We start from the raw sequence: 18956 nt of genomic DNA, 5'->3' as shown, positions 1-18956 counted from the left end.
TAACAGACTAAAGTCGGATTGAGATGACCGACTTAATACTGTTAAAACTGAATGTTCCCTAAAAATAACAAATTGAAAAATGAAAAACTGGAACTTCCAGCGCTATGCCAGTAGCGCGAACGTCATTCTTGAGTTTGCTGAGTCCATTGCTGTTTCAAGAAGCAAGTGTCTGGCGGGCACCGGTATAACCGAAGCCATTCTTTCAGCGTCTCATGGTGAAATCTCCGCCGAACAAGAGCTGCACTTGATCCGAAACCTGCTTGAACAAACCGGGAATCCGCCCGGCTTGGGGTTTCAGGTTGGCCAGCGATATAAATTAACGGCTTACGGTATCTGGGGCTTCGCACTCATCAGCAGCCCCACTTTTCGGAGCGCCATCGAAATTGGCTTGCGCTATCTCGATTTAAGTTATGCATTTACCGAAATCAAACTCGTTGAGAAACCCCATCAGGCTGAGGTGTATCTGACCGCTGAAAATTTGCCTGCAGACGTCGAACACTTTCTGATTGAACGGGATGCCATCGCCACCGCTACGATGCAACGTGAAATATACAGCAGCCTGATTCCCGTCGAAGAGCTAAGCCTGACCATTCCGGCTCCCGGCCCGGAAATTGAGGCACAGTACAAAAACGTGATGGGTACGGTTCCCCGCTTCAATAGCGACTGTAACCGGGCGGTATTCGATGCCCGCTTTCTGGATGTGCCACTGCCTCGGGCCAATCAGCAAACCATGCAAATGAGCCTCGAACAGTGTCAATCCATACTGCAACAGCGTCGGCAACTTACCGGCGTGTCTGGTAAAGTGAGAACACTGCTACTGGATTCGCCAGGCCAGTTTCCATCGATGGAAGACAGCGCCAATCGACTCTGTGTAACCTCTCGAACACTCCGCAGACAGTTGGCCACAGAGGGCAAAACCTATCGCGGTTTGGTCGATGAAGTTCGACAGGATCTCGCCGAAGCCCTTTTGCAAACCGGTCATATGACCATAGAAGAAATCGCTGATCGGCTCGGATATGCCGAACCTGCTAACTTTTTCCATGCCTTCAAACGCTGGAAAGGCATTACCCCCCTGATGTATCGGCAGACCCAGCAAACCAAATAACTGTATTCCCAGATCACTTTGTCCGCTGATCACACTGAACTGTCCTGCCCCGCCATAAAGACCATCTTGCTTACTCGTTATCATGAAACCTGACACAACTGCTCAAACCGGGTTGTGTCTCCCTAGCGGATCATTTCAGTTCCGCACTAATCAACGCCCCAGGGGCAGTTAATGTTTCCCGTACCGGGCTGGCCTTACCAGGCTGGTGCTGTGGCAGCATTAACCGCCCCGACCTCAGAGACCCCCCATAGCGGAAAGGTGTTACGGCATGTTATTAACAACGATAAAAAAATATGCAGCAAACTTCGCACTGATCACACTCAGTTCTACATCCAACAACCTGCTGGCCGATCTGGAAGCGCTTGGCGAAGCCGATCTGGCAGAGGTCAGCGGCCAGGCTTTTTTTGCCATTGATGATCACCAGCGAGGCACAACTGATTTCACCCGTGTCACCTTAGGTGCCACGGTGGAAACCCAGCTCAACATCGATGAACTGAAACTTGGGGAATATCATCGTTGGGAAAATGGAGAACGCTGTGTTAACTGCACCGGATCCGAGCCAGGTTTAGAGGGTCAACCGGCCGATATCTGGATCGATAATTTTTCACTGGGAACCATCCAGCGGGAGAGCGGCTATGGAATGGACGGCCAGTATTACGAATCGAACGAGGTGATCCCCTTCTACCTGAAGAACCCTTACATTGAGTTGGCGCATCGCAACAACAAGCTGGTGGGGGCGCGAATTGGCTTCGAAGAATCCCGTGGCACCCTGTCGGGGAATATTCGAAGTCTGACCGGGAATCTGCCAGTCAAAATCAAAGATACCGCATCGGCATTGGTCGACGCCCCAGGTCGACCCTTTTGGGTAGGATTGGCAGGTGCGTTACTGGGGCGAACCCCCGTTGAAAGCGAGGCGCAGCTGGTTACTGCTCCCAACCCGGACCAGAATGGGGGTTACAAGTATGATACCGGCGGCTCACCGGACCCGGTTCGCGCGTCCTGGATAGGTATGCCGGATGGCGCTGAATTCACCATCGGGCCAATATTTTTGCTCGGTTATATCGACTTCAACACCACAAATTGCAATCTTTTCGGAATACCGACCTGTTTTCCTTTATCCTCCTATCAAAGTGTGGATATTGGCGAGCGGCAGCGCAATGACACCTATCTGCCAACCCGAGGATTGTTCGCCTCCTACCAAACCGAATCCATTGACTGGAAAGCACTCAACAGTCAGGAAATCGTACGCGCCACATCCGGTGCTTTCTTGAATATACCGGCGGGTGGAATTGAGCTAAAACTGAACGAAGCGTTCAATGGTCTCCCCCGGCAACGCACGGAGTTTATTGATCGCGGCCTTGGCTTGTTCTGAGGCCATTTCAACTCTGCTTAAGCAACTAACTTTCCGACATACTCCGTAGTTCCGACAGCACACAACATAACCCGACTCAACTTGATATTTCTCAGCTAAACTGGTTATTTTAAATCCGTTCTAAAGCTGCTGGAGCAACAAAATATCATGGAGAGTCGGCTTAATATTGTCAGCGTATTCGTGATTGTCTGCGTGAGTCTTATCACAAGCAAGACGCAGGCTCATGATAAATCCGAATCCGCAAAGCCATTTTGCTTTTCAGCCATACCCAGCAATTCAACAGAATGGACTCAAATTCGCTATCACCGGCTGGAAAACTATTTCCAGAATAAATTACAGTTACCGGTGTGTTTCATCCCGGTATCCACCTACGAAGAAACCGTAGATTTATTTCGAAGCGGGAAAATTCACCTTGGCTGGTTTGGTGGCGTAACAGGAATACAAGCACGGGAATCGGTTCCGGATTCTCAGGTGCTTGCCCAAGGCTTTGAAGATCAGTTTTTTAAATCACTATTGATCGCCCATCACAGCACAGGACTGAAATACAGCACGCAATTTCCTGAGCACACGAATAAAATGACGTTGTTATTCGGCCCTCAAGCATCAACATCCGGGCATATCATGCCCCTTTATTTTATGCGTCATTTGGGGAATTTCGCTTTAGATAATCAATTCAAATCCATCGGCAACAGCCACAATCATGTCGATACCATAGCCAAAATAAACAATCACGAATTTGATTTGGGCTTTGTTAACTATACAGTCTGGTTCAGTGAATTACAGAGCAACAATGTCGATCCGCGTAAGGTGAAAATAATCTGGGAAAGTCCGGGGTATCCTGATTATCACTGGCTCCTCAGTGGCAATGCTATACGCTTGTTCGGGACAAGTTTCCCTGAAAAGCTGAGACACATTATTCTCGATATGAATGCTGATGCGGGACTAATCAGCATTTTCCGCCGAAGTCACTTTATACGAGGTCAAAACAGCGATTACAATGATCTGCAATCCATTGTGCACCAACTGGAATCCGAAAATATTCTGACTCGAGCCACAGATTAATTGTAGCCAACAGGCAGTACAGCCAAAAAATGCGGACACGTTATGAAATATTGCCCGAAATGTGCCACACCGTTAACCTCCAAACCCCTCGATGGCCAAACACGCCAACTCTGCCCAGCCGAGCAGTGCGGGTTTGTCTATTGGAACAACCCGACGCCTGTCGTTGCTGCCGTCATTGAAATTGAACAAAAAGCCCTTCTGGTTCACAACGTGAGCTGGCCCGCGAAAATGTTCGCCCTGGTCAGTGGTTTTCTGGAAGCAAATGAAGATCCCCGTGATGCGGTGATACGGGAGATTCAGGAAGAAACCAATCTCCAAACCCACACAGCAGAATTGCTTGGCGTCTATCCATTCCAGATGATGAATCAAGTCATTATTGCCTATCGCACGGAATGCTCTGGCGTAATTCAGCTTAATGAAGAACTGGATGACTACAAACTGCTTGAATTTAACGCAGTCAAAACCTGGGAGTTCGGCACCGGCCTGGCGCTTAAGGACTGGTTGGCGACCAAGAACCAAAACACTTAACACCTCAGTACTGTACGGAAATAGACTATTTTCTGGTCAACCTCTCACTTACAATAGAGGAGCGTATTCCAATTCCGGGGGTACATTCCATGGCCATCCGCAAAAAGACAGGGATACTTGTTGGCGTTAGCCTGATTACCATCGGGCTACTCCTCGAACCCTTAGCCATTTCACTTCTTGGTTTGCCCCAAATGGGCAGTCATCACCCACTGGTTGTAGGTGTTCCGCCCGGCATTCCTGATTATACTCCACGGCCGGCATATACCGGTCCGCACCCGGCACAACTCTCTCGCCCTGCAGAAACTTATCCATTCCCGATTAAACTGGGCGAAGTTGGCCCCAAAACCCCGCTATTCTCGGGCCCATTGCAGTACCCCTGGATCTGCATGACCGAAAAGTCCGGACTCGGCCAGCCTCTTGTGGACAATCAACAGCGCATTGGCATTCCCGTCTATGAAGAAAACGGAAATGGTGAAAAGACTGGTACCGTTATTGGTTACAGCAAGGATTGTTTGATCGCGACCCGTGCCCGCTACTACTACAACCGGATCGGTACGCATAAATTCTATCCAATGCATGAGGCCCAGAACGATATCGCACAAGTTGAGGTGAATGGCAAAACCGTCGACTTTATCATTCGGGTTGAAATCGGCACCATAAACCGGTTTATCTACGTTATAAACGTATTGAAAGGTACCCATGAAACACTTGATCGCCCCAACCCTACAAACTGGAATCGAAAGTTGATCTACCAGTTTCGAGGCGGAATCGGTATCGGTTACAAGCAAGGCAAAAACAAACCAACCTATATTGCAGAACGCCGTTTTGATGCCCTGTCCAAGGGCTATGCCGTGATCTACTCCACGGCAAACCAGACCTCAAATACTTACAACATTAGCCTGCAAGAGGACACAGCCCTCAGGGTTAAACACCAGTTTACCGCATTGTATGGTCAACCGGATTTCACCATGGGTATTGGTGGATCCGGGGGCGCGATACAGCAGTATTTGTTGGCTCAAAATCATCCCGGCCTGCTGGATGGCATTATCCCCCTGTATTCCTACCCGGATATGATCACGCAAACCATACACGGCCTGGACTGTGAACTGCTGGAATATTACTTTGATGTGCAAAGCCGTAACCCACTCTGGCGGGACTGGGAAAAACGCCAATGGATTGAGGGTTTAAACGGGAACAATCAATCGTTTGACTATTTCCCATGGTACCAACTGGGCCTTTTGCTTCAGGGCCAGTCTCCCTTTAGAGCACAGGGCGTCACCGAGTGCGGCATGAGCTGGCGCGGTCCAGCTCAGCTGGTGATGAATCCACACTACTTTCACTACCACAAACACTTCCCGATCAATATTTTCAGCCAGTTTCACTGGACTTACTGGCAAGATATGCCAGATGTTTATGGTATTGACCAGAATGGATACGCTAACCGAACCTGGGACAACGTCGGTGTTCAATACGGCCTGAGCGCATTGCGTTCAGGCAAAATTGATATCGAAACATTTCTGGATATCAATCGTCGTATTGGTGGCTGGAAACCATCAGAGCAGCAACAACCCGCTCGTTTCTGGCTACTCAGTGGCTACAATTCCTCCATCTTTGAGTTTTCTCCCTGGAGTGAGCACAATATGACCCTCAATTCGTCTGACCAGCAAACCCCGGCACCAAGAACCACGGCCAATCTCGACGCGATCCGCGGAGCCTACCGGGCTGGCCATGTATTCCTCGGTCAAACAACGTTGCCAATCCTGGACGTTCGACACTACAACGACCCGGAACTGGATATGCATCACAGCTTCGCCTCACTTTCTGCTCGCGCCCGCATACAAGCCGCCAATGGCAACAGCGACAACCAGGTTATCTGGGTCACTCGAAAGCCGGATGAACCCCGTCCAGAGGCCATTGATGCGATGGCCCAATGGCTGCAGAATATGAATTACCATCCAGAGCGCAGCGCGGCAGAAAACAAACCGGAAAACCTCCAGGACAGCTGTTTTGACGCCCAAGGAAAGCTCTTGGCTAAAGGCCCACACGTATGGGACGGTGATTGGAATGAACAACCCCATGGCGCTTGTACAACCCATTATCCGCCCTATCAATCCAGCCGCAACGTCGCGGGCTCCCCCAGGCAAGACATGATCTTCAAGTGCTATCTGCAGAGCGTGGATTCAGCTATCCAGCGCGGCCTGTATAGCCCAATAGACATTTCTCACCACAAAGCTGAACTCAAAACAATATTCCCGGATGGCGTATGCGACTACACCCGAGGAGACCAGGGCTGGCCGTGGTCAAGCCAGAACATCGCGCTGCAGACGAAGCCTAATTAGCTGCATAGCGTGCGTAAAGTGCTTGAAAATTCGAGTGATTATCTCTAGGGTCTGGCCTATTAACTGAATCTTGAGTCCCCATGACAAAAACAAACAAGCGCTTAGGCATAGTTTTATTTTTTCTCGGCATTACAGGCATTCTGGCAATGTTGCCGGTACTGCCCGGTATAGTCTCGATGCAGGCTGAAGCACCACCTGTTCCGGTCTTTGTTTTGCAAATAATCTCAACGATTCAGTCTGCTGGATTGCTTGCGGGTATGATCTTTCTCGGCTTGGTTTTTGCCGAAAAGACACATTTGGAAGCACCTTACATTCGGGCCTGTTTAAAAGGAGACGCGATACCCAAGCCCCTTGCGCCCGTTTTGGTCATCAGCGCCCTGGCCGGAATATTCGGTGGTATGCTGTTGCTGCTTTTTTACCACGCTGTAGAAATCTATCTACCCAAAGAGTTTGTCACGAATGCCAACCAACTCGCACTCCCCTGGTACACCAGGCTGCTGTACGGCGGTATCACCGAAGAAATATTGATACGCTGGGGGCTGATGCCGGGATTGGTCTGGCTCAGCTTCAGAGCATCAGGCCCAAGGAAAAGCACAAGTAGGGATAACGCAATTCCATCGGGGCATTACGGTGCAGCGATCGTCCTGAGCGCTTTGTTGTTTGGCCTGGGGCACCTCCCCATCGCCGCCACGCTCTCAGACAATCTGACGCTGACGCTAGTCGCGTACGTTATTATTGGAAATAGTCTGTTCGGAATTATCGCCGGACTGTTATTCTGGAAGAAGGGATTAGAGAGTGCGATGATTGCACACGTTGTTGCCCATATTACTATGCTGCTGTTTACGGGATTATGGTGACGTGATTATAAACCTATCGACTAGCAGTGCGTGTCGTAAGCCATTTTTCTGTAATCTTGGCCAATCGCCCATCATCCACCATACCATCCAGTGCATTCTGCCACCGTCGAACAATCTCATCAGGGGTTGAGCGCGAAAACGCGATATACTTGGGTTGATCCCGAACAACGTAAACAACTTTCAATTCATTCGGATTAATACCCTGCAACTCAGCGGTATACGTTCCAACAACATCAACCGCCATCCACAGATCCAGAAATCCCCGTAAAAGATTAACCGGATTCGACTTCTGGTCTCCAGGATTACTCACCAGATTCGTGAACCCTTTTTGCTTGAGGTATTTCTCTGCAGAATAACCTTGTACCGTACCAATCCGACGTACCTTACGGGCATCATCCAAAGAATTAATCACGATATCCGCATCATGTTTCGCAAAAAGCACCAGCCTGGCCAAAGAAATCGGCCCCACCCATTTATAGCGATCTTCCCGCTCAGCAGTTCGGGTGATTGTAAACAATGCGGAACTCGTGTCTCCCTCTAGATACCGTAAGCCCCGCTTCCACGGCACAGACAAAATCGGTGACTCGAGGTTTAGATCGTTCATTATCGACCGCACCGCATCCACCGCCAAGCCTTTTGCTTCGCCAGCCTCTGTATAACAAAATGGTGGATATTCAGACATATACAACTTCAGACTGGCATTCTCATTCACCGAATCAGCACGCCCTATAAAAGAAGCACACAAAAAACACCAAACCAAAGACCACCTAAGCACAGACATACCGCGCCCTCAAAAAGCTGTAACAACGGAACCGTACTTAAGAGTTTAGCAATAAATGAACACTATGAACATTTTTCGTACAAGACTCTAAATCAGGTTATCGAGCAGGTCGTTAACAACCAAAAGCACTGAGCTGATACAATAATTTAGCGTATCATATGTATTTGAAAGCAAAATCATACCGAAAGACTACGAAGAACAATCTACAGGGAGTGCGTAAATAGCTAATGGACAAATATTTAGAATCTTCAAAATACATAAATTGGGAGCATCCCAAAGTAACCTCAATGGCTCAACAGTTGTCTGAAGGGCTGGTAGGTGAACGGGAAATTGCATTGAGGTGTTTTGAGTGGGTTAGAGATGAAATTAAACACAGCTCGGACTTCAAACTCAATCCGATTACATGCAAGGCTTCTGAAGTTCTAAAATATGGAACCGGTTTTTGCTATGCAAAGAGTCATCTTTTAGCAGCCTTGCTTAGAGCAAATAGAATACCAGCGGGACTTTGTTACCAAAGACTAAGTGTATTTGAAAATGGTGCACCGTACTGTCTACATGGCCTGAATGCTGTTTATCTAAACGATATTGGCTGGTACCGAATGGATGCCAGAGGTAACAAAGAAGGTGTAGATGCCCAATTCGCGCCACCCCACGAAAAACTGGCATATCCAATAACCGAATCGAACGAAGCCGACTTCAAAGAAATCTGGCACACCCCGTTACCCATCATTGTTGAAACGTTGGAAAAGTACCGAACCTATAGTGAGGTACTGGATAACCTGCCAGATATTGAAATAGCTCAATTAATTTAAAATACCCGGCACATTGAAGACACCTACGCCCCATTTCTGCGAACAGCAATAACGTGGTCGTAGGTGCCAGGATTATTTAACGTTTAAAACGTTTGCCTCAATACAATCCCTTGTAAAACTCTTTAAAGTCACTGAATTTAAAGTCATTATGTCCACAGCATCGAATTTCTCCGGTTTCGATGTTGTATACCCAGCCGTGGATTTGGATTTTGTTGGTCGCAAGTTTGGCGGCTACGACGGGGTGGGTGCGGAGGTGTTGTACTTGTTGAAGTACGTTTTCTTCGATGGCTTCATTCAGCAGGCCGTGATGGATGCATTCCCCATGAGGAATATCATTTCGTTCCCGTACGATTTCCATTGCTGAACGACAATGACTCAGCCATTCTTTGACGTGTGGCAGGCCTTCAACCGAACTCATGTCCAGTGCGCCTTTAATTGCACCACAGTCTGTGTGACCACAAATAATGATGTGTCTTACATTGAGCACAGCAACAGCATACTCAACAGAAGCGGTCATCCCACCGGTTTCATTACTATGAGGTGGAATGATGTTACCCGCATTTCGACAAATAAACAGATCTCCGGGATCGGTTCCGGTCAAAAGGCTCGGCGCGATGCGCGAATCAGAGCAGGTAATAAATAAAATATCCGGGTTCTGGCCAGTTGCCAGTGTACCAAACAACTCTTTGTGCTCATGGTAAACTTTCTCTCGAAAGTTAAGCACACCTTTTACGATTTTTTCCATACAAATTCTCCTCTAGGTCAGACAGGCCTAAGGGACCTCACCTCAAACCACTCACAGAATCATAAGTGAGCGCGTCATTCTACAACAGTTAAATAGAATACAGCGAGATTAACTGTGAATAAACTCCCGAACGAATCTGCACTTTCTGAGGATAAACTCATGCGGAACAATGACTGAAGGATCGCCATTCCAGATCAATACAAAAGTACCAGAACAAAGGGGGAAAGAGTATATAGTGGAGTGCCCGGAAATGGGTACTCCTGAGGGGGTCTATCAGGCAGCAGAGCGTGAACGTTGCGTCCTCGCAGGCAATATCGTAATAGTTACTCTGGACACGCACCGTCAACGATAACGCTCTCTAGTTGCGTTCGTCACCTCATGTAGAGCAGGCGGAGCAACAGTCGAATGCGATAAGAAAACGAGCAAAATCAGGCGGCTACTCTTAAATTTTTGCGATATTTTTCCTCTCAATATCAATGTAGAGTGGAATATCAAAAACTTGAAAACGTTCCAATAAATGTTCCGGCCCCCTCTCAAGCAAAAGTTTCTTCTCTTCTGGAAACAAAGGAAACAGCGTCAGAAATTCAACAAATTTTCCATCGGCATTACGCATCCGACCTTCTTCACCAAGACTTTGATACACAAACCAGCAAGAAAAGTCTGTATTTTGAGCCAATGGTTCTATATCATCACTACAAATTACAGCCGAACTAAAATTTATAGGACTCTTTCCGCTTATAATCTGATCCGCTATTTTGAACAACCATGCAACTGGCCAGTAAAAATTTTTCCCTTCTGAAGAACTAAAATCCAACGGCCAGTCCAATGGTAAATCAATCATAAATTCAACGTAGTCACCCTCTCTGTTTTCACCAGAAGGATCTAGACAAAAGTCACTCAAACCTACAGTCGAGAGGGTGATGAAGGATTCATCTTCATTTCGAATTACGACAACCTCAATAAACTCATTACCGATTATTCGATGAAGAGAGAGTGAATCTATAGGTCCGTATTCTCTTTCCAAAAAAGTTTTTATCTTAGAATGAGATTTATCTTTCAAACTCATGGGAACAGAATCACAACTGATTGATTTACCATCCCCCCTCTCTAGAAACTGAACTATTGATGCATGGCTGGCGCCGAATGATTTCGCAAATGAAATAGGCGTGAACTTTACTTCCCCCCAAGTAAAATCAACACTAGCCCCATTTTCTATCAGGAACTTTACGATTTCTAAAGAGCCTGAATGAATCGCTCCAACTAACGGAGGAGCGCTGAGCGGAGTACCATTTACATCAGCGCCATTTTCAATTAGCCATTTGATCGCATTAAATGCACCTTTATACGCTGCGGTTTTAAGTGGAGTATCACTCCCATTCCAGTCAACATCAATTGGTATACCGCTTTCCAGAAGAACCGCCATCATACCTGTATTGTTATAAGATGCTGCAAGGTTCAACCAAGACTCTCCTCGAACCATTGCGTTTAATAAGTTTGGTTCCTGATCAAGAATTTTCTTTACTTGATCAATATCTCCCGACTTTACAGCAATATACATTTCTTTTATGTTCAAAAGAGTTCTCCTGACCGATATTTCTCTTGTATTTTCTGAAGCAGCTCACGAACTTCTTCTTCTCCACCCAGCTCATCTGCCAGCTCTAGCTCCTCTGCAATACGCTTTTGTTGCTCTGTCGTATGTAGACCAGTCCAATTATGGGGTGCCCAGACAACATTTTCTGGCCCTTCAAACCAGTCAATTCCGTGCTTCTCAAGAATGCTTTTACTCGTCTCTGCATAGCTCCATTTATCTGTTCCCACCTGAGGGCTTTTATGTACGATATGATGGCCATGCCATCGACCAGTTGGAGATTCAGTATCCAATGGACGAGGGCCGTGATGGCTTGCAGCAACTTTGCCCCAATCCTTAAAGACAACCAACAATGGAGAAATTCCCGACTCCGCGGGGAAAACTAAAACATTCGACGTCCAGCTCGCATCAACAATAGGAAATTCCGTGGTCACGCCAAATTCAGGGTCATTAATAGGAAAGACGAACGGTCCACTATCCGACATAGTACTTTGGTCAGGGTATCCAATTACAATATCAGACGTTGAAAATTCCCCACCAACATTTGGAGTCCATGTAATATTAATACCATCAATAACATCGTCAGCAACAAAACGATTACCACTAGACTCAAAGTGAACATGCTTGATTTCGGTAGATCCCACCATTGCAAGTCGATTGTCGGCAATATTCGCACCTACAATTGCAATTTTCCCATACACTTCATTCTTTTGATCTGCCGTATGAACTCGTGGCTCAATGTTCCTTAGTATCATCAACGCTTCATTGTCACTTATCCAAGGCAGAGAACTGGGATCCCCTGTAAGGGAATAATAACCAAGACCAAGAGGATTCAAAATATTACGGAAAGATCCAATACTGAAGGAAGAGGTATTACCTCGGTATTCAGCTCCCCTGAGCTCATTCAGTATTCCGGTCCATGCTGTATCATGTGGTAATGACCCTGCTACCACCGAATGCGCTTGCTTAAGCTCAAACTCTTCAGAATCATATAAGATTTGGAGTAGTTGAATTCGACCTATGTGATTATTTTCCAGTGCATTCGAATAATTGTGTAAGTCTGATTCACTTGCACTTCTACCCAAGAGTTGGCTAAACGATTTTTCAACAAACTCCGAATTAGATAGCCTATTATCCATTCATAGGTAGAACATTAAGCCACCTAACAGAGCTGTAGACCCAAACTGAATTTACCCGAATCACAGTCTCTTTTGGGGTGAGCACGTCCAGCATAACGCCCAAGAAAGTTAATCAATTTGCGCGCATTGAGCTTAGTTGCTTTTCGGTCAACGCGCATGATGCCGAGCATCGTATCGCAAAAAGTCACTGTGCAGCACATCGCAGCTTTTCGAGTGGATAGCACTTTGCCGAGTATGCGTTGTGCGCTGTGGCAAATAAAACGCTTCATGAGTGCCGCCGTAATCGCCGCCCAGATTAGCCCGGTTGCTATTGATTCCTTGCCGGTATCAAAGCACCGTAGATTGGCATAGGATTTCCACTCTTTGAATAACAACTCGATTTGCCAGCGAAGCCGGTAAGCCTCACTCACCTCGTCCAGAGAAAACTGCTCTTGAGGAAGGTTGGTTATCAGCCAGGAGAATTTCTTTTCCCGCTTGATCCAACAAGCAACCAATCTTGCGGTGATTGTGTGCTTTCCTTTTTTCCAGGAAACAATTAATTCCGTACGTTGTCGCTTGAACAGCTTGCCTTGCACTGTTTTCAGCGGCTTTCCCTTCACGTGCTTCAGCATTTTTCCATCTTCTCGATAAGCAGCCTCGACGACTGGATTAATGTTGTTCTTACACCGCGCGATATAAAACCCTCCAGTATCCTGCAAGTTCTGAAACCACTCCAGATCGAAGTACCCCCGGTCAAGCAGCAACAAACACCCGGATAGCGTTTGGGGCTCAGGGAGGTAGTCCCGCTCGCTGGCGGTATCGGGGGTCAACGAGATAGAACAGGGCTGATCTGCTAGAAGATCCATGGTCACTTGAAGTTCAACAGCGGCAGGGCTGATGGTTTTGAAACGACCAGGAAACGATTTCTTCAACGAGTCCTTCACAGCAAACGAGCTGCCATCCTGAATCAGAATCTGTTTGAACTGATGAAAAGAGTGGCCTTCTGGAAAAGCCAGAGAGGGTTGCAACCAATCTGTGAGGAGTGATGACAGTACTTCGCGCATAAACTCAGGAAACTCGGGCTTCGAAAATTGATTGTGAAAGGCCCGATAAGAGATATTGCTCTCCGACCACTCGCAGTACCGCCGCTGAATGTCTGCCACACTTTCTATGGTGCTCGAGGCCATCACTGCAACCAGGCATGTGACTAGATTAAAAGGCGTAATTCGTCTCTGCCGCACACAGAAATCTTCTTGTTTAGCGATTTCAGTAATTTTTTCTGGGTTGAGGGAATGGGTGAGTTTTTCAAGAAATGTGGTAAATTTACGCTGATTCATTCTGCTTTAGGGTCGGTAGTGTGTTTGACGACTAACAATCTACCTTATTGCAGGATGAATCCATATTAATATCATCAAGTTACCCTGCTTTTTTGCTTAATGTTCTACCTATGATTATCCATTACACTAGGTTCTGCTGAAAAATAAGCGGCAAGTTCGCTATTCTTAGGCTCAGACAAGAAAAATTTAATATCCGGATTTATATTTGCTTCTCGAAGACTTTCAGCCTCGCTTGATGATTCAATAGCGTCTACAAACTGCCTTTGTGTTAAACGGCCACTATTCAACTGACTTAGATACTCTGAAAATGCGGGGTCATCAGGAGCTCTTCCCAAAAAATGAGAGTATGCAGAACTAATAAGCTCATCATTTGTAGCCCATCTTTGATCTCCCGATAGAGTATTAGCTGACAACTCCCAATTCACACCAATACTAGCGCCATTTGTATTCAACTGTACTATAAAGTCCGGCTCTACTGTTTGATTCGATTGCTCTCTCGTTTCCGCTCGGTTACTAGAATTGGGCTCATCAGTTGACTTGCTCGAATGAGATGAATGATCACCTCCAGATCTTCTGCTTGTTGATGTTACGTTATCTAGGTTGGCAAGCGTATTGTTTATACCATTGTTCACCACACTTTGTTGGTAATTTGGTTGATTAAATTGGAAGTTTAATTGGTTATTAGCTAACTGAATCAAGGACTGATCTATTGAAACTGTTTGAGAGTCAACTAAATAAACACCATCATTAAACTCTACTTCCACACCCCTTCCGTCTATTTCTATAATGCCAGAGTCGTTTTGCACCCGCTGTTGTGCTAATTCCTCAGGATTAGATTCACCGTTTAGTAATAAACGAAAAACAGCACCTTCATCACCACGTGTATCCATTTTGCTCATTAGAGCATCCAGGTGATGTCCAACTTCCTCAATATAAACTTGGCTTAGAATTTCCTTTGGAATATCCTCATTCAAAAATACAGTGTGTGTTTTGGCACTATATGCACCCGCTCGCCACCCTAAAACATCATTATCAACGACTTGAATATTCGGAAGAAAATTGAAATCATCAGCAGAAACTTGTTCTCTAATATTTTCTGCAATTGACACATCATAATTTCCTCCAAACACACTCCCCAATAGCTGATGAAATTTAAAATGATCTGCAGCCAGTTCTGAAAACTCGATTCTAAACTTTGCAGTCACCTCGTTAATTAACGTCTGGTGGCTATAGCTATGTCTTGGATGATGTAAATTCTCAGAACTGAGATTAGAAATCGGAACATTCAGATTACCCACAGACTCTTGAGTTAACGGAGTTGATGTGGCATTCGTCTGAGCGGGAAGGGCCTCTACTGACGTATCTTGACTCCGAATACGCGCTTCAGGTGTAGTATTCGTTGTAGATATTTTCATCAAAATTCCTTTTTGAGATAACATATCAAAATCAAATCCATGATCGGAAAATATCAAAAAGCTATTACTCTTTAAAGACCTGCAGAGCTTTTTTGTTAACGAATACCAACGTATGTATCACCATATAATGTTTTCACCTATCCTTTTCATGCCCGAATAGAGAGTGCGTTCAAATAGCGCGACTTCCAAAGCGAAGAGTTTAGTTACTCAATTCCTCATAAAGACAGTGTCCTGAATGCGCCAACATTGTTCTAGTGGGAAAAGTGAAGAGATTAAAGCGATATTGGTGTATCGAAGCAATCAGAGTGCCCGGAAAAGGGCACTCACGAGGGGGGATCAATCAGGCAGCAGACCGTGAACGTTGCGCCTCGTAGGCAACATCGTAATCGGCAAGATCGAATGACAGCAGGCGCTTTTTCAAGGTCGCCAATGACCAGGGCCATGCCGCAAAGTTACGGCCATTCTGGTCAAGGTAGTAGCTCTTACAGCCACCGCTGTTGAAAACAGTGGTTTGCAAATGCTTTTGCACTTTCTCGTTGTGGGCCTTGATCACATCGGATTTGATCTCGAAGCGACTGAAGCCTTTGGACTTCATTTTCTTCAGACCATCAATGATGTAATTCAGCTGGGATTCCGCCAGGGTGATAAACGAATCATAAACCAATACGTTCGGCCCCAACACCAGAAACGCATTTGGCACATTCTCAAGCGTGGCACCAAGATAGGCTTCAGGCGAACTGTCTTTCCACAGGTCCGAGACACGCTGACCGGCAGCATTGATGATTTTCTTGCCGATTGGCGGGTGCGATACATCAAAACCGGTACCCCAGATAATCACATCCACTTCATGACGCTCACCGTTTGCCGCGATGACCGTATTACCCTCCACTTGCACTAACCCGTGCGGAATTAACTTGGTGTTATCCGCCTGCAGTGCCGGGTAATAGTTATTGGCAAACAGAATACGCTTGCAGCCCAGGGTAAAGTCAGGGGTAACGGCCTTGCGCAAGGCTTTATCCTTGACTTGTACCTTAAGCAACTGCTTGGCAGCAGCGCCAACCGGCTTGAGCAAACCTGGATTACGCAGGCCTACGTTAATTGCCGTTAGAGAGCCCGCCACAGCTTTACGCCAGCCACGTTGAATAATGGGCAGTTTATCGATGACCTGCTTGCTGGTTTCATTCAACGGCATATCCGGCTTGGGTAAAACCCAAGGCGCAGTGCGCTGGAAAACAAACAATTCTTTAACTTTAGGCTGGATCTGGGGAATAAACTGAATCGCCGATGCGCCCGTACCAATGACCGCGACACGCTTGCCGGTCAGATCAAAGTCATGGTTCCATTTGGCGGAGTGGAACATTTCGCCCTTGAATGTATCCAGACCCGGGAGTTTCGGAATTTGAGATTCCGTAATCGGTCCTGTCGCAAAAATCACTGTTTTTGCCAGATACTGACCTTTTTGAGTATCCAGAACCCACAGGTGACGGGATTCGTCCCAGCTCGCATTTTCCAGAGCATTGTCGAATTCGATCAGGGAAGCGATATTGAACTCTTCACTGACGCTTTCGAGATAGCTCAAAATTTCGGGTTGGCGCGCAAACAGGTGGCTCCATTTGCTGCTCAGAGCGAAAGAGTAGGAATACAGTGATGAAGGTACATCACAACCACAGCCTGGGTAGGTGTTCTCTCTCCAGGTACCACCTACGCGTGAGGCTTTCTCGATGATTTTAAAATCGTGATAGCCTTCTTTCTTCAACTTGATCGCCGCCGCCAGACCGGAGATTCCGGCACCAACGATAAACGTATCGTAAACTTTTTGGGCAGATGTTTTTTTCTGCGAAGTAGTAGCCATTTAAAATACCTCTTTATGGTTACTGTTCAAACTTTTAATGCTTAACAAACCGCTGTTACTGAGCAAGCCACGATTACTTGACAAACTGGTAGGAAAAGCCCAGGAATTTTGCGTATAAGTTAGGTGCGGTGCGTTTCATCAACCAGAACAATTTGGCGTCGACTTGTGGCGTTGTGTACAACTCGCCTTTATCCAGTCGATCCAGCGTCAACTTGGCCACTGAATCACTGGTGGTCATGGCAAAATTCATCAAGGCATGATCCGCCAGTTTGGAATAACGCTCCGGAATGCGACCGTCCTTGATAATATTGGTTGGTACCAGTGTCGGGCAGAGACAATTCACGCGGATGTTATCTTTTTTCAGCTCGGCATAAAGGGTTTCAGACAGGGCTCTGACTCCGGCTTTGGAGACATTGTAAGCACTCATCTCCGGTGCAGCCGTGTACGATGCTGCAGAAGCGACATTAATAATCGCACCATAGCCCAGCGCTTTAAAGCGCGGTACAAAGTAATGACAGCCGTGAATGACACCCCATTGATTCACGTGTAAACACCAGCGCCAATCATCCAGTGAGAGTTCATCGAATTTGCCACCCAAACCCACACCGGCATTGTTGATCACCAACGTTACCGGGTGCTTCATCAGCTTTTCAGCTTCATTGGCCAAGTGCTCAACCTGCTCTGCCACGCCGACATCACACTGGATCGCAAAGGCGGTCGCGCCAGCTTTCTCGATTAGATCCACGGTTTCTTTCGCGGCATCAAGATTAATGTCTGCACAGACCACGGTACCGTTACGCTTGGCCAGTTCCAGCGCAAAGCTTCGACCGATACCACTACCGGCTCCGGTTACCACCGCGTAGGCTTTGCTACTCGGCTTAGTTTTATTTCGTTTCAAAAAACTCATAATCGACACTGCTTCAATTAGGGGTGCTCACGCTTTCTCGGATCACCCTGTATAGAATCATACACCCTGCGGTGATAACCGCAGGGTACCGAATGCTTTATGACGCTTTGGCTTGAGGCACAAATTCACGCACCAGATAAGGCGTCAACAAACCGGTTTCCGGGTGCAGTAATTTCTCCTTGTAGTACTCAAGGTATTCAGTGGTATCGTGATCGTTGGGATGGAAGTCCCGACGCAGATAATCCAGGATGTGATCCATGGTACCGCCATAAACACTGTCACCACGGCCAAACAACAGTCCAGCACTACGCGCAGCATCTTTCCAGAAGCTGCGTTTGAAAATATTTCTCGGCTTACGCAACACCGGAATCATCGCGCCACCCAGTGGCACCAGGAACAAGATAGTAAAGAAAGCTAAACCAAAGCCTGCCATTCGATTGGGGTAACTGCCCGACAATTCCTGATACACATCATAGGCGATATCTTTGTGTTCGGACTCTTCCAGCATGTGCCACATCCACAAAGCACGCTGCTTTTCATCATCGCTCATGTAAAAGATTTCTTCATGCTTCATCATGTACTCTGACAGTACTGCGGTAAAGTGCTCGATGCCAGCCATGAGGGACAATTGCATACTATTGGGCAAACGCTTGAAACCGTATTCAAAAACCTGATCTGCCAGGAAACGGTAAAGATTTACCGGATAGCGGTTATGAGCAAGCGAATCATTGAGAGCGTTATGCAATTTAGAATGAATCGCTTCCTGACCAATCAGGGACGTCACTCTGCGCTTGAGTTCCGGATCTGTCAGCAGATCACGGTGATATCGCGCAGTATCAATAACCAGGTCTTCCCCGAATGTCAGAAAGATAGACAACGCGTGAAAGTAAGCAGACCCGAATTCAGAGTGCCGGTAGAAATTTGAGTCGATCTGCTCGGAATCAAATTTGAGATCCAGGTGACGAATAGGTACTGCTGTCGCAGCAGGTTTACGGTTTCCCGTAGTTTGCTTCATAGAAGTAGTCATTTTCAAAGCCCATCTTTTACTAACGAAAGGTTGAATTAATTTCCTGATACCGGTTGAGCGTAAAAAACACTCAACCAACTATCGCTATATACAATGTTACACCGATCAATG

16 protein-coding genes are annotated in these 18956 nt (G+C 46.7%); 7 read left to right on the top strand and 9 right to left on the bottom strand.

Annotated elements, in window-relative coordinates; genetic code table 11:
- Positions 1 to 79: 79 nt before the first annotated feature.
- From OLMES_RS01460 to OLMES_RS01435, 6 genes are all read left to right on the top strand, one after another.
- The gene (locus OLMES_RS01460; RefSeq protein WP_087459616.1) at positions 80 to 1105 is read left to right on the top strand and encodes an AraC family transcriptional regulator; all 1026 of its coding nucleotides are present in this window, start codon (positions 80 to 82) and stop codon (positions 1103 to 1105) included.
- A 268-nt stretch (positions 1106 to 1373) separates the two neighbouring features.
- The gene (locus tag OLMES_RS01455) at positions 1374 to 2477 is read left to right on the top strand and encodes a hypothetical protein (RefSeq protein ID WP_087459615.1); all 1104 of its coding nucleotides are present in this window, start codon (positions 1374 to 1376) and stop codon (positions 2475 to 2477) included.
- A gap of 147 nt (positions 2478 to 2624) precedes the next feature.
- Entirely contained in the window at positions 2625 to 3539 is a 915-nt protein-coding gene (phnD, locus tag OLMES_RS01450) for a phosphate/phosphite/phosphonate ABC transporter substrate-binding protein (protein ID WP_087459614.1), read from the top strand.
- 42 nt (positions 3540 to 3581) lie between these two features.
- A complete protein-coding gene (locus OLMES_RS01445; RefSeq protein WP_087459613.1) occupies positions 3582 to 4067 on the top strand; it encodes an NUDIX domain-containing protein in 486 nt (161 codons plus the stop codon).
- Positions 4068 to 4156: 89 nt separating this feature from the next.
- Complete coding sequence (locus OLMES_RS01440; RefSeq protein ID WP_087459612.1) at positions 4157 to 6406, top strand: DUF6351 family protein; 2250 nt, start codon at positions 4157 to 4159, stop codon at positions 6404 to 6406.
- 80 nt (positions 6407 to 6486) lie between these two features.
- Entirely contained in the window at positions 6487 to 7263 is a 777-nt protein-coding gene (locus OLMES_RS01435; RefSeq protein WP_087459611.1) for a CPBP family glutamic-type intramembrane protease, read from the top strand.
- Positions 7264 to 7276: 13 nt separating this feature from the next.
- Here OLMES_RS01435 and OLMES_RS01430 read toward each other — a convergent pair whose 3' ends face one another.
- Complete coding sequence (locus OLMES_RS01430; protein ID WP_232465241.1) at positions 7277 to 7945, bottom strand: substrate-binding periplasmic protein; 669 nt, start codon at positions 7943 to 7945, stop codon at positions 7277 to 7279.
- 326 nt (positions 7946 to 8271) lie between these two features.
- On the opposite strand from OLMES_RS01430, the gene OLMES_RS01425 reads away from it, so the two are divergent.
- Positions 8272 to 8856 (top strand): transglutaminase-like domain-containing protein, encoded by a 585-nt coding sequence (locus OLMES_RS01425; RefSeq protein WP_087459609.1) that lies wholly within the window; start codon positions 8272 to 8274, stop codon positions 8854 to 8856.
- A gap of 97 nt (positions 8857 to 8953) precedes the next feature.
- Here OLMES_RS01425 and OLMES_RS01420 read toward each other — a convergent pair whose 3' ends face one another.
- The 8 genes from OLMES_RS01420 to OLMES_RS01385 all read right to left on the bottom strand — a co-directional run bounded on the left by OLMES_RS01420 (position 8954) and on the right by OLMES_RS01385 (position 18833).
- Positions 8954 to 9601 carry a carbonic anhydrase gene (locus tag OLMES_RS01420; RefSeq protein WP_087459608.1) on the bottom strand — a complete coding sequence of 216 codons (648 nt, stop codon included), beginning with the start codon at positions 9599 to 9601 and terminating at the stop codon, positions 8954 to 8956.
- A 442-nt stretch (positions 9602 to 10043) separates the two neighbouring features.
- Entirely contained in the window at positions 10044 to 11174 is a 1131-nt protein-coding gene (locus tag OLMES_RS01415; protein WP_087459607.1) for a suppressor of fused domain protein, read from the bottom strand.
- Positions 11171 to 12328 (bottom strand): S-type pyocin domain-containing protein, encoded by a 1158-nt coding sequence (locus OLMES_RS01410; protein WP_087459606.1) that lies wholly within the window; start codon positions 12326 to 12328, stop codon positions 11171 to 11173. The genes OLMES_RS01415 and OLMES_RS01410 overlap by 4 nt, the downstream gene beginning before the upstream one ends.
- Positions 12329 to 12351: 23 nt before the next feature.
- Entirely contained in the window at positions 12352 to 13644 is a 1293-nt protein-coding gene (locus OLMES_RS01405; RefSeq protein ID WP_087459477.1) for an IS4 family transposase, read from the bottom strand.
- A gap of 104 nt (positions 13645 to 13748) precedes the next feature.
- Entirely contained in the window at positions 13749 to 15116 is a 1368-nt protein-coding gene (locus tag OLMES_RS01400) for a DUF4214 domain-containing protein (protein WP_157678099.1), read from the bottom strand.
- Between the two features lie 283 nt (positions 15117 to 15399).
- Positions 15400 to 16911, bottom strand: coding sequence for a flavin-containing monooxygenase (locus OLMES_RS01395; protein WP_087459604.1), 1512 nt, complete (start codon positions 16909 to 16911; stop codon positions 15400 to 15402).
- A 73-nt stretch (positions 16912 to 16984) separates the two neighbouring features.
- Positions 16985 to 17821 carry an SDR family NAD(P)-dependent oxidoreductase gene (locus tag OLMES_RS01390; protein WP_198343344.1) on the bottom strand — a complete coding sequence of 279 codons (837 nt, stop codon included), beginning with the start codon at positions 17819 to 17821 and terminating at the stop codon, positions 16985 to 16987.
- 94 nt (positions 17822 to 17915) lie between these two features.
- Complete coding sequence (locus tag OLMES_RS01385) at positions 17916 to 18833, bottom strand: metal-dependent hydrolase (protein WP_232465240.1); 918 nt, start codon at positions 18831 to 18833, stop codon at positions 17916 to 17918.
- Between the last annotated feature and the right edge of the window lie 123 nt (positions 18834 to 18956).

Origin of the sequence: Oleiphilus messinensis, from assembly GCF_002162375.1 — a bacterium.
Taxonomy (GTDB): Bacteria; Pseudomonadota; Gammaproteobacteria; order Pseudomonadales; family Oleiphilaceae; genus Oleiphilus; species Oleiphilus messinensis.
Note: the sequence above shows the minus strand (reverse complement) of the source record. Positions and strands in the feature narration are given on the sequence as shown.

Coding starts and splice junctions, on each gene's coding strand:
- OLMES_RS01460 (WP_087459616.1), top strand. CDS start 80: ATGAAAAACTGGAACTTCCAGCGCTATGCCAGTAGCGCGAACGTCATT.
- OLMES_RS01455 (WP_087459615.1), top strand. CDS start 1,374: ATGTTATTAACAACGATAAAAAAATATGCAGCAAACTTCGCACTGATC.
- phnD (WP_087459614.1), top strand. CDS start 2,625: ATGGAGAGTCGGCTTAATATTGTCAGCGTATTCGTGATTGTCTGCGTG.
- OLMES_RS01445 (WP_087459613.1), top strand. CDS start 3,582: ATGAAATATTGCCCGAAATGTGCCACACCGTTAACCTCCAAACCCCTC.
- OLMES_RS01440 (WP_087459612.1), top strand. CDS start 4,157: ATGGCCATCCGCAAAAAGACAGGGATACTTGTTGGCGTTAGCCTGATT.
- OLMES_RS01435 (WP_087459611.1), top strand. CDS start 6,487: ATGACAAAAACAAACAAGCGCTTAGGCATAGTTTTATTTTTTCTCGGC.
- OLMES_RS01430 (WP_232465241.1), bottom strand. CDS start 7,945: ATGTCTGAATATCCACCATTTTGTTATACAGAGGCTGGCGAAGCAAAA.
- OLMES_RS01425 (WP_087459609.1), top strand. CDS start 8,272: ATGGACAAATATTTAGAATCTTCAAAATACATAAATTGGGAGCATCCC.
- OLMES_RS01420 (WP_087459608.1), bottom strand. CDS start 9,601: ATGGAAAAAATCGTAAAAGGTGTGCTTAACTTTCGAGAGAAAGTTTAC.
- OLMES_RS01410 (WP_087459606.1), bottom strand. CDS start 12,328: ATGGATAATAGGCTATCTAATTCGGAGTTTGTTGAAAAATCGTTTAGC.
- OLMES_RS01405 (WP_087459477.1), bottom strand. CDS start 13,644: ATGAATCAGCGTAAATTTACCACATTTCTTGAAAAACTCACCCATTCC.
- OLMES_RS01395 (WP_087459604.1), bottom strand. CDS start 16,911: ATGGCTACTACTTCGCAGAAAAAAACATCTGCCCAAAAAGTTTACGAT.
- OLMES_RS01385 (WP_232465240.1), bottom strand. CDS start 18,833: ATGAAGCAAACTACGGGAAACCGTAAACCTGCTGCGACAGCAGTACCT.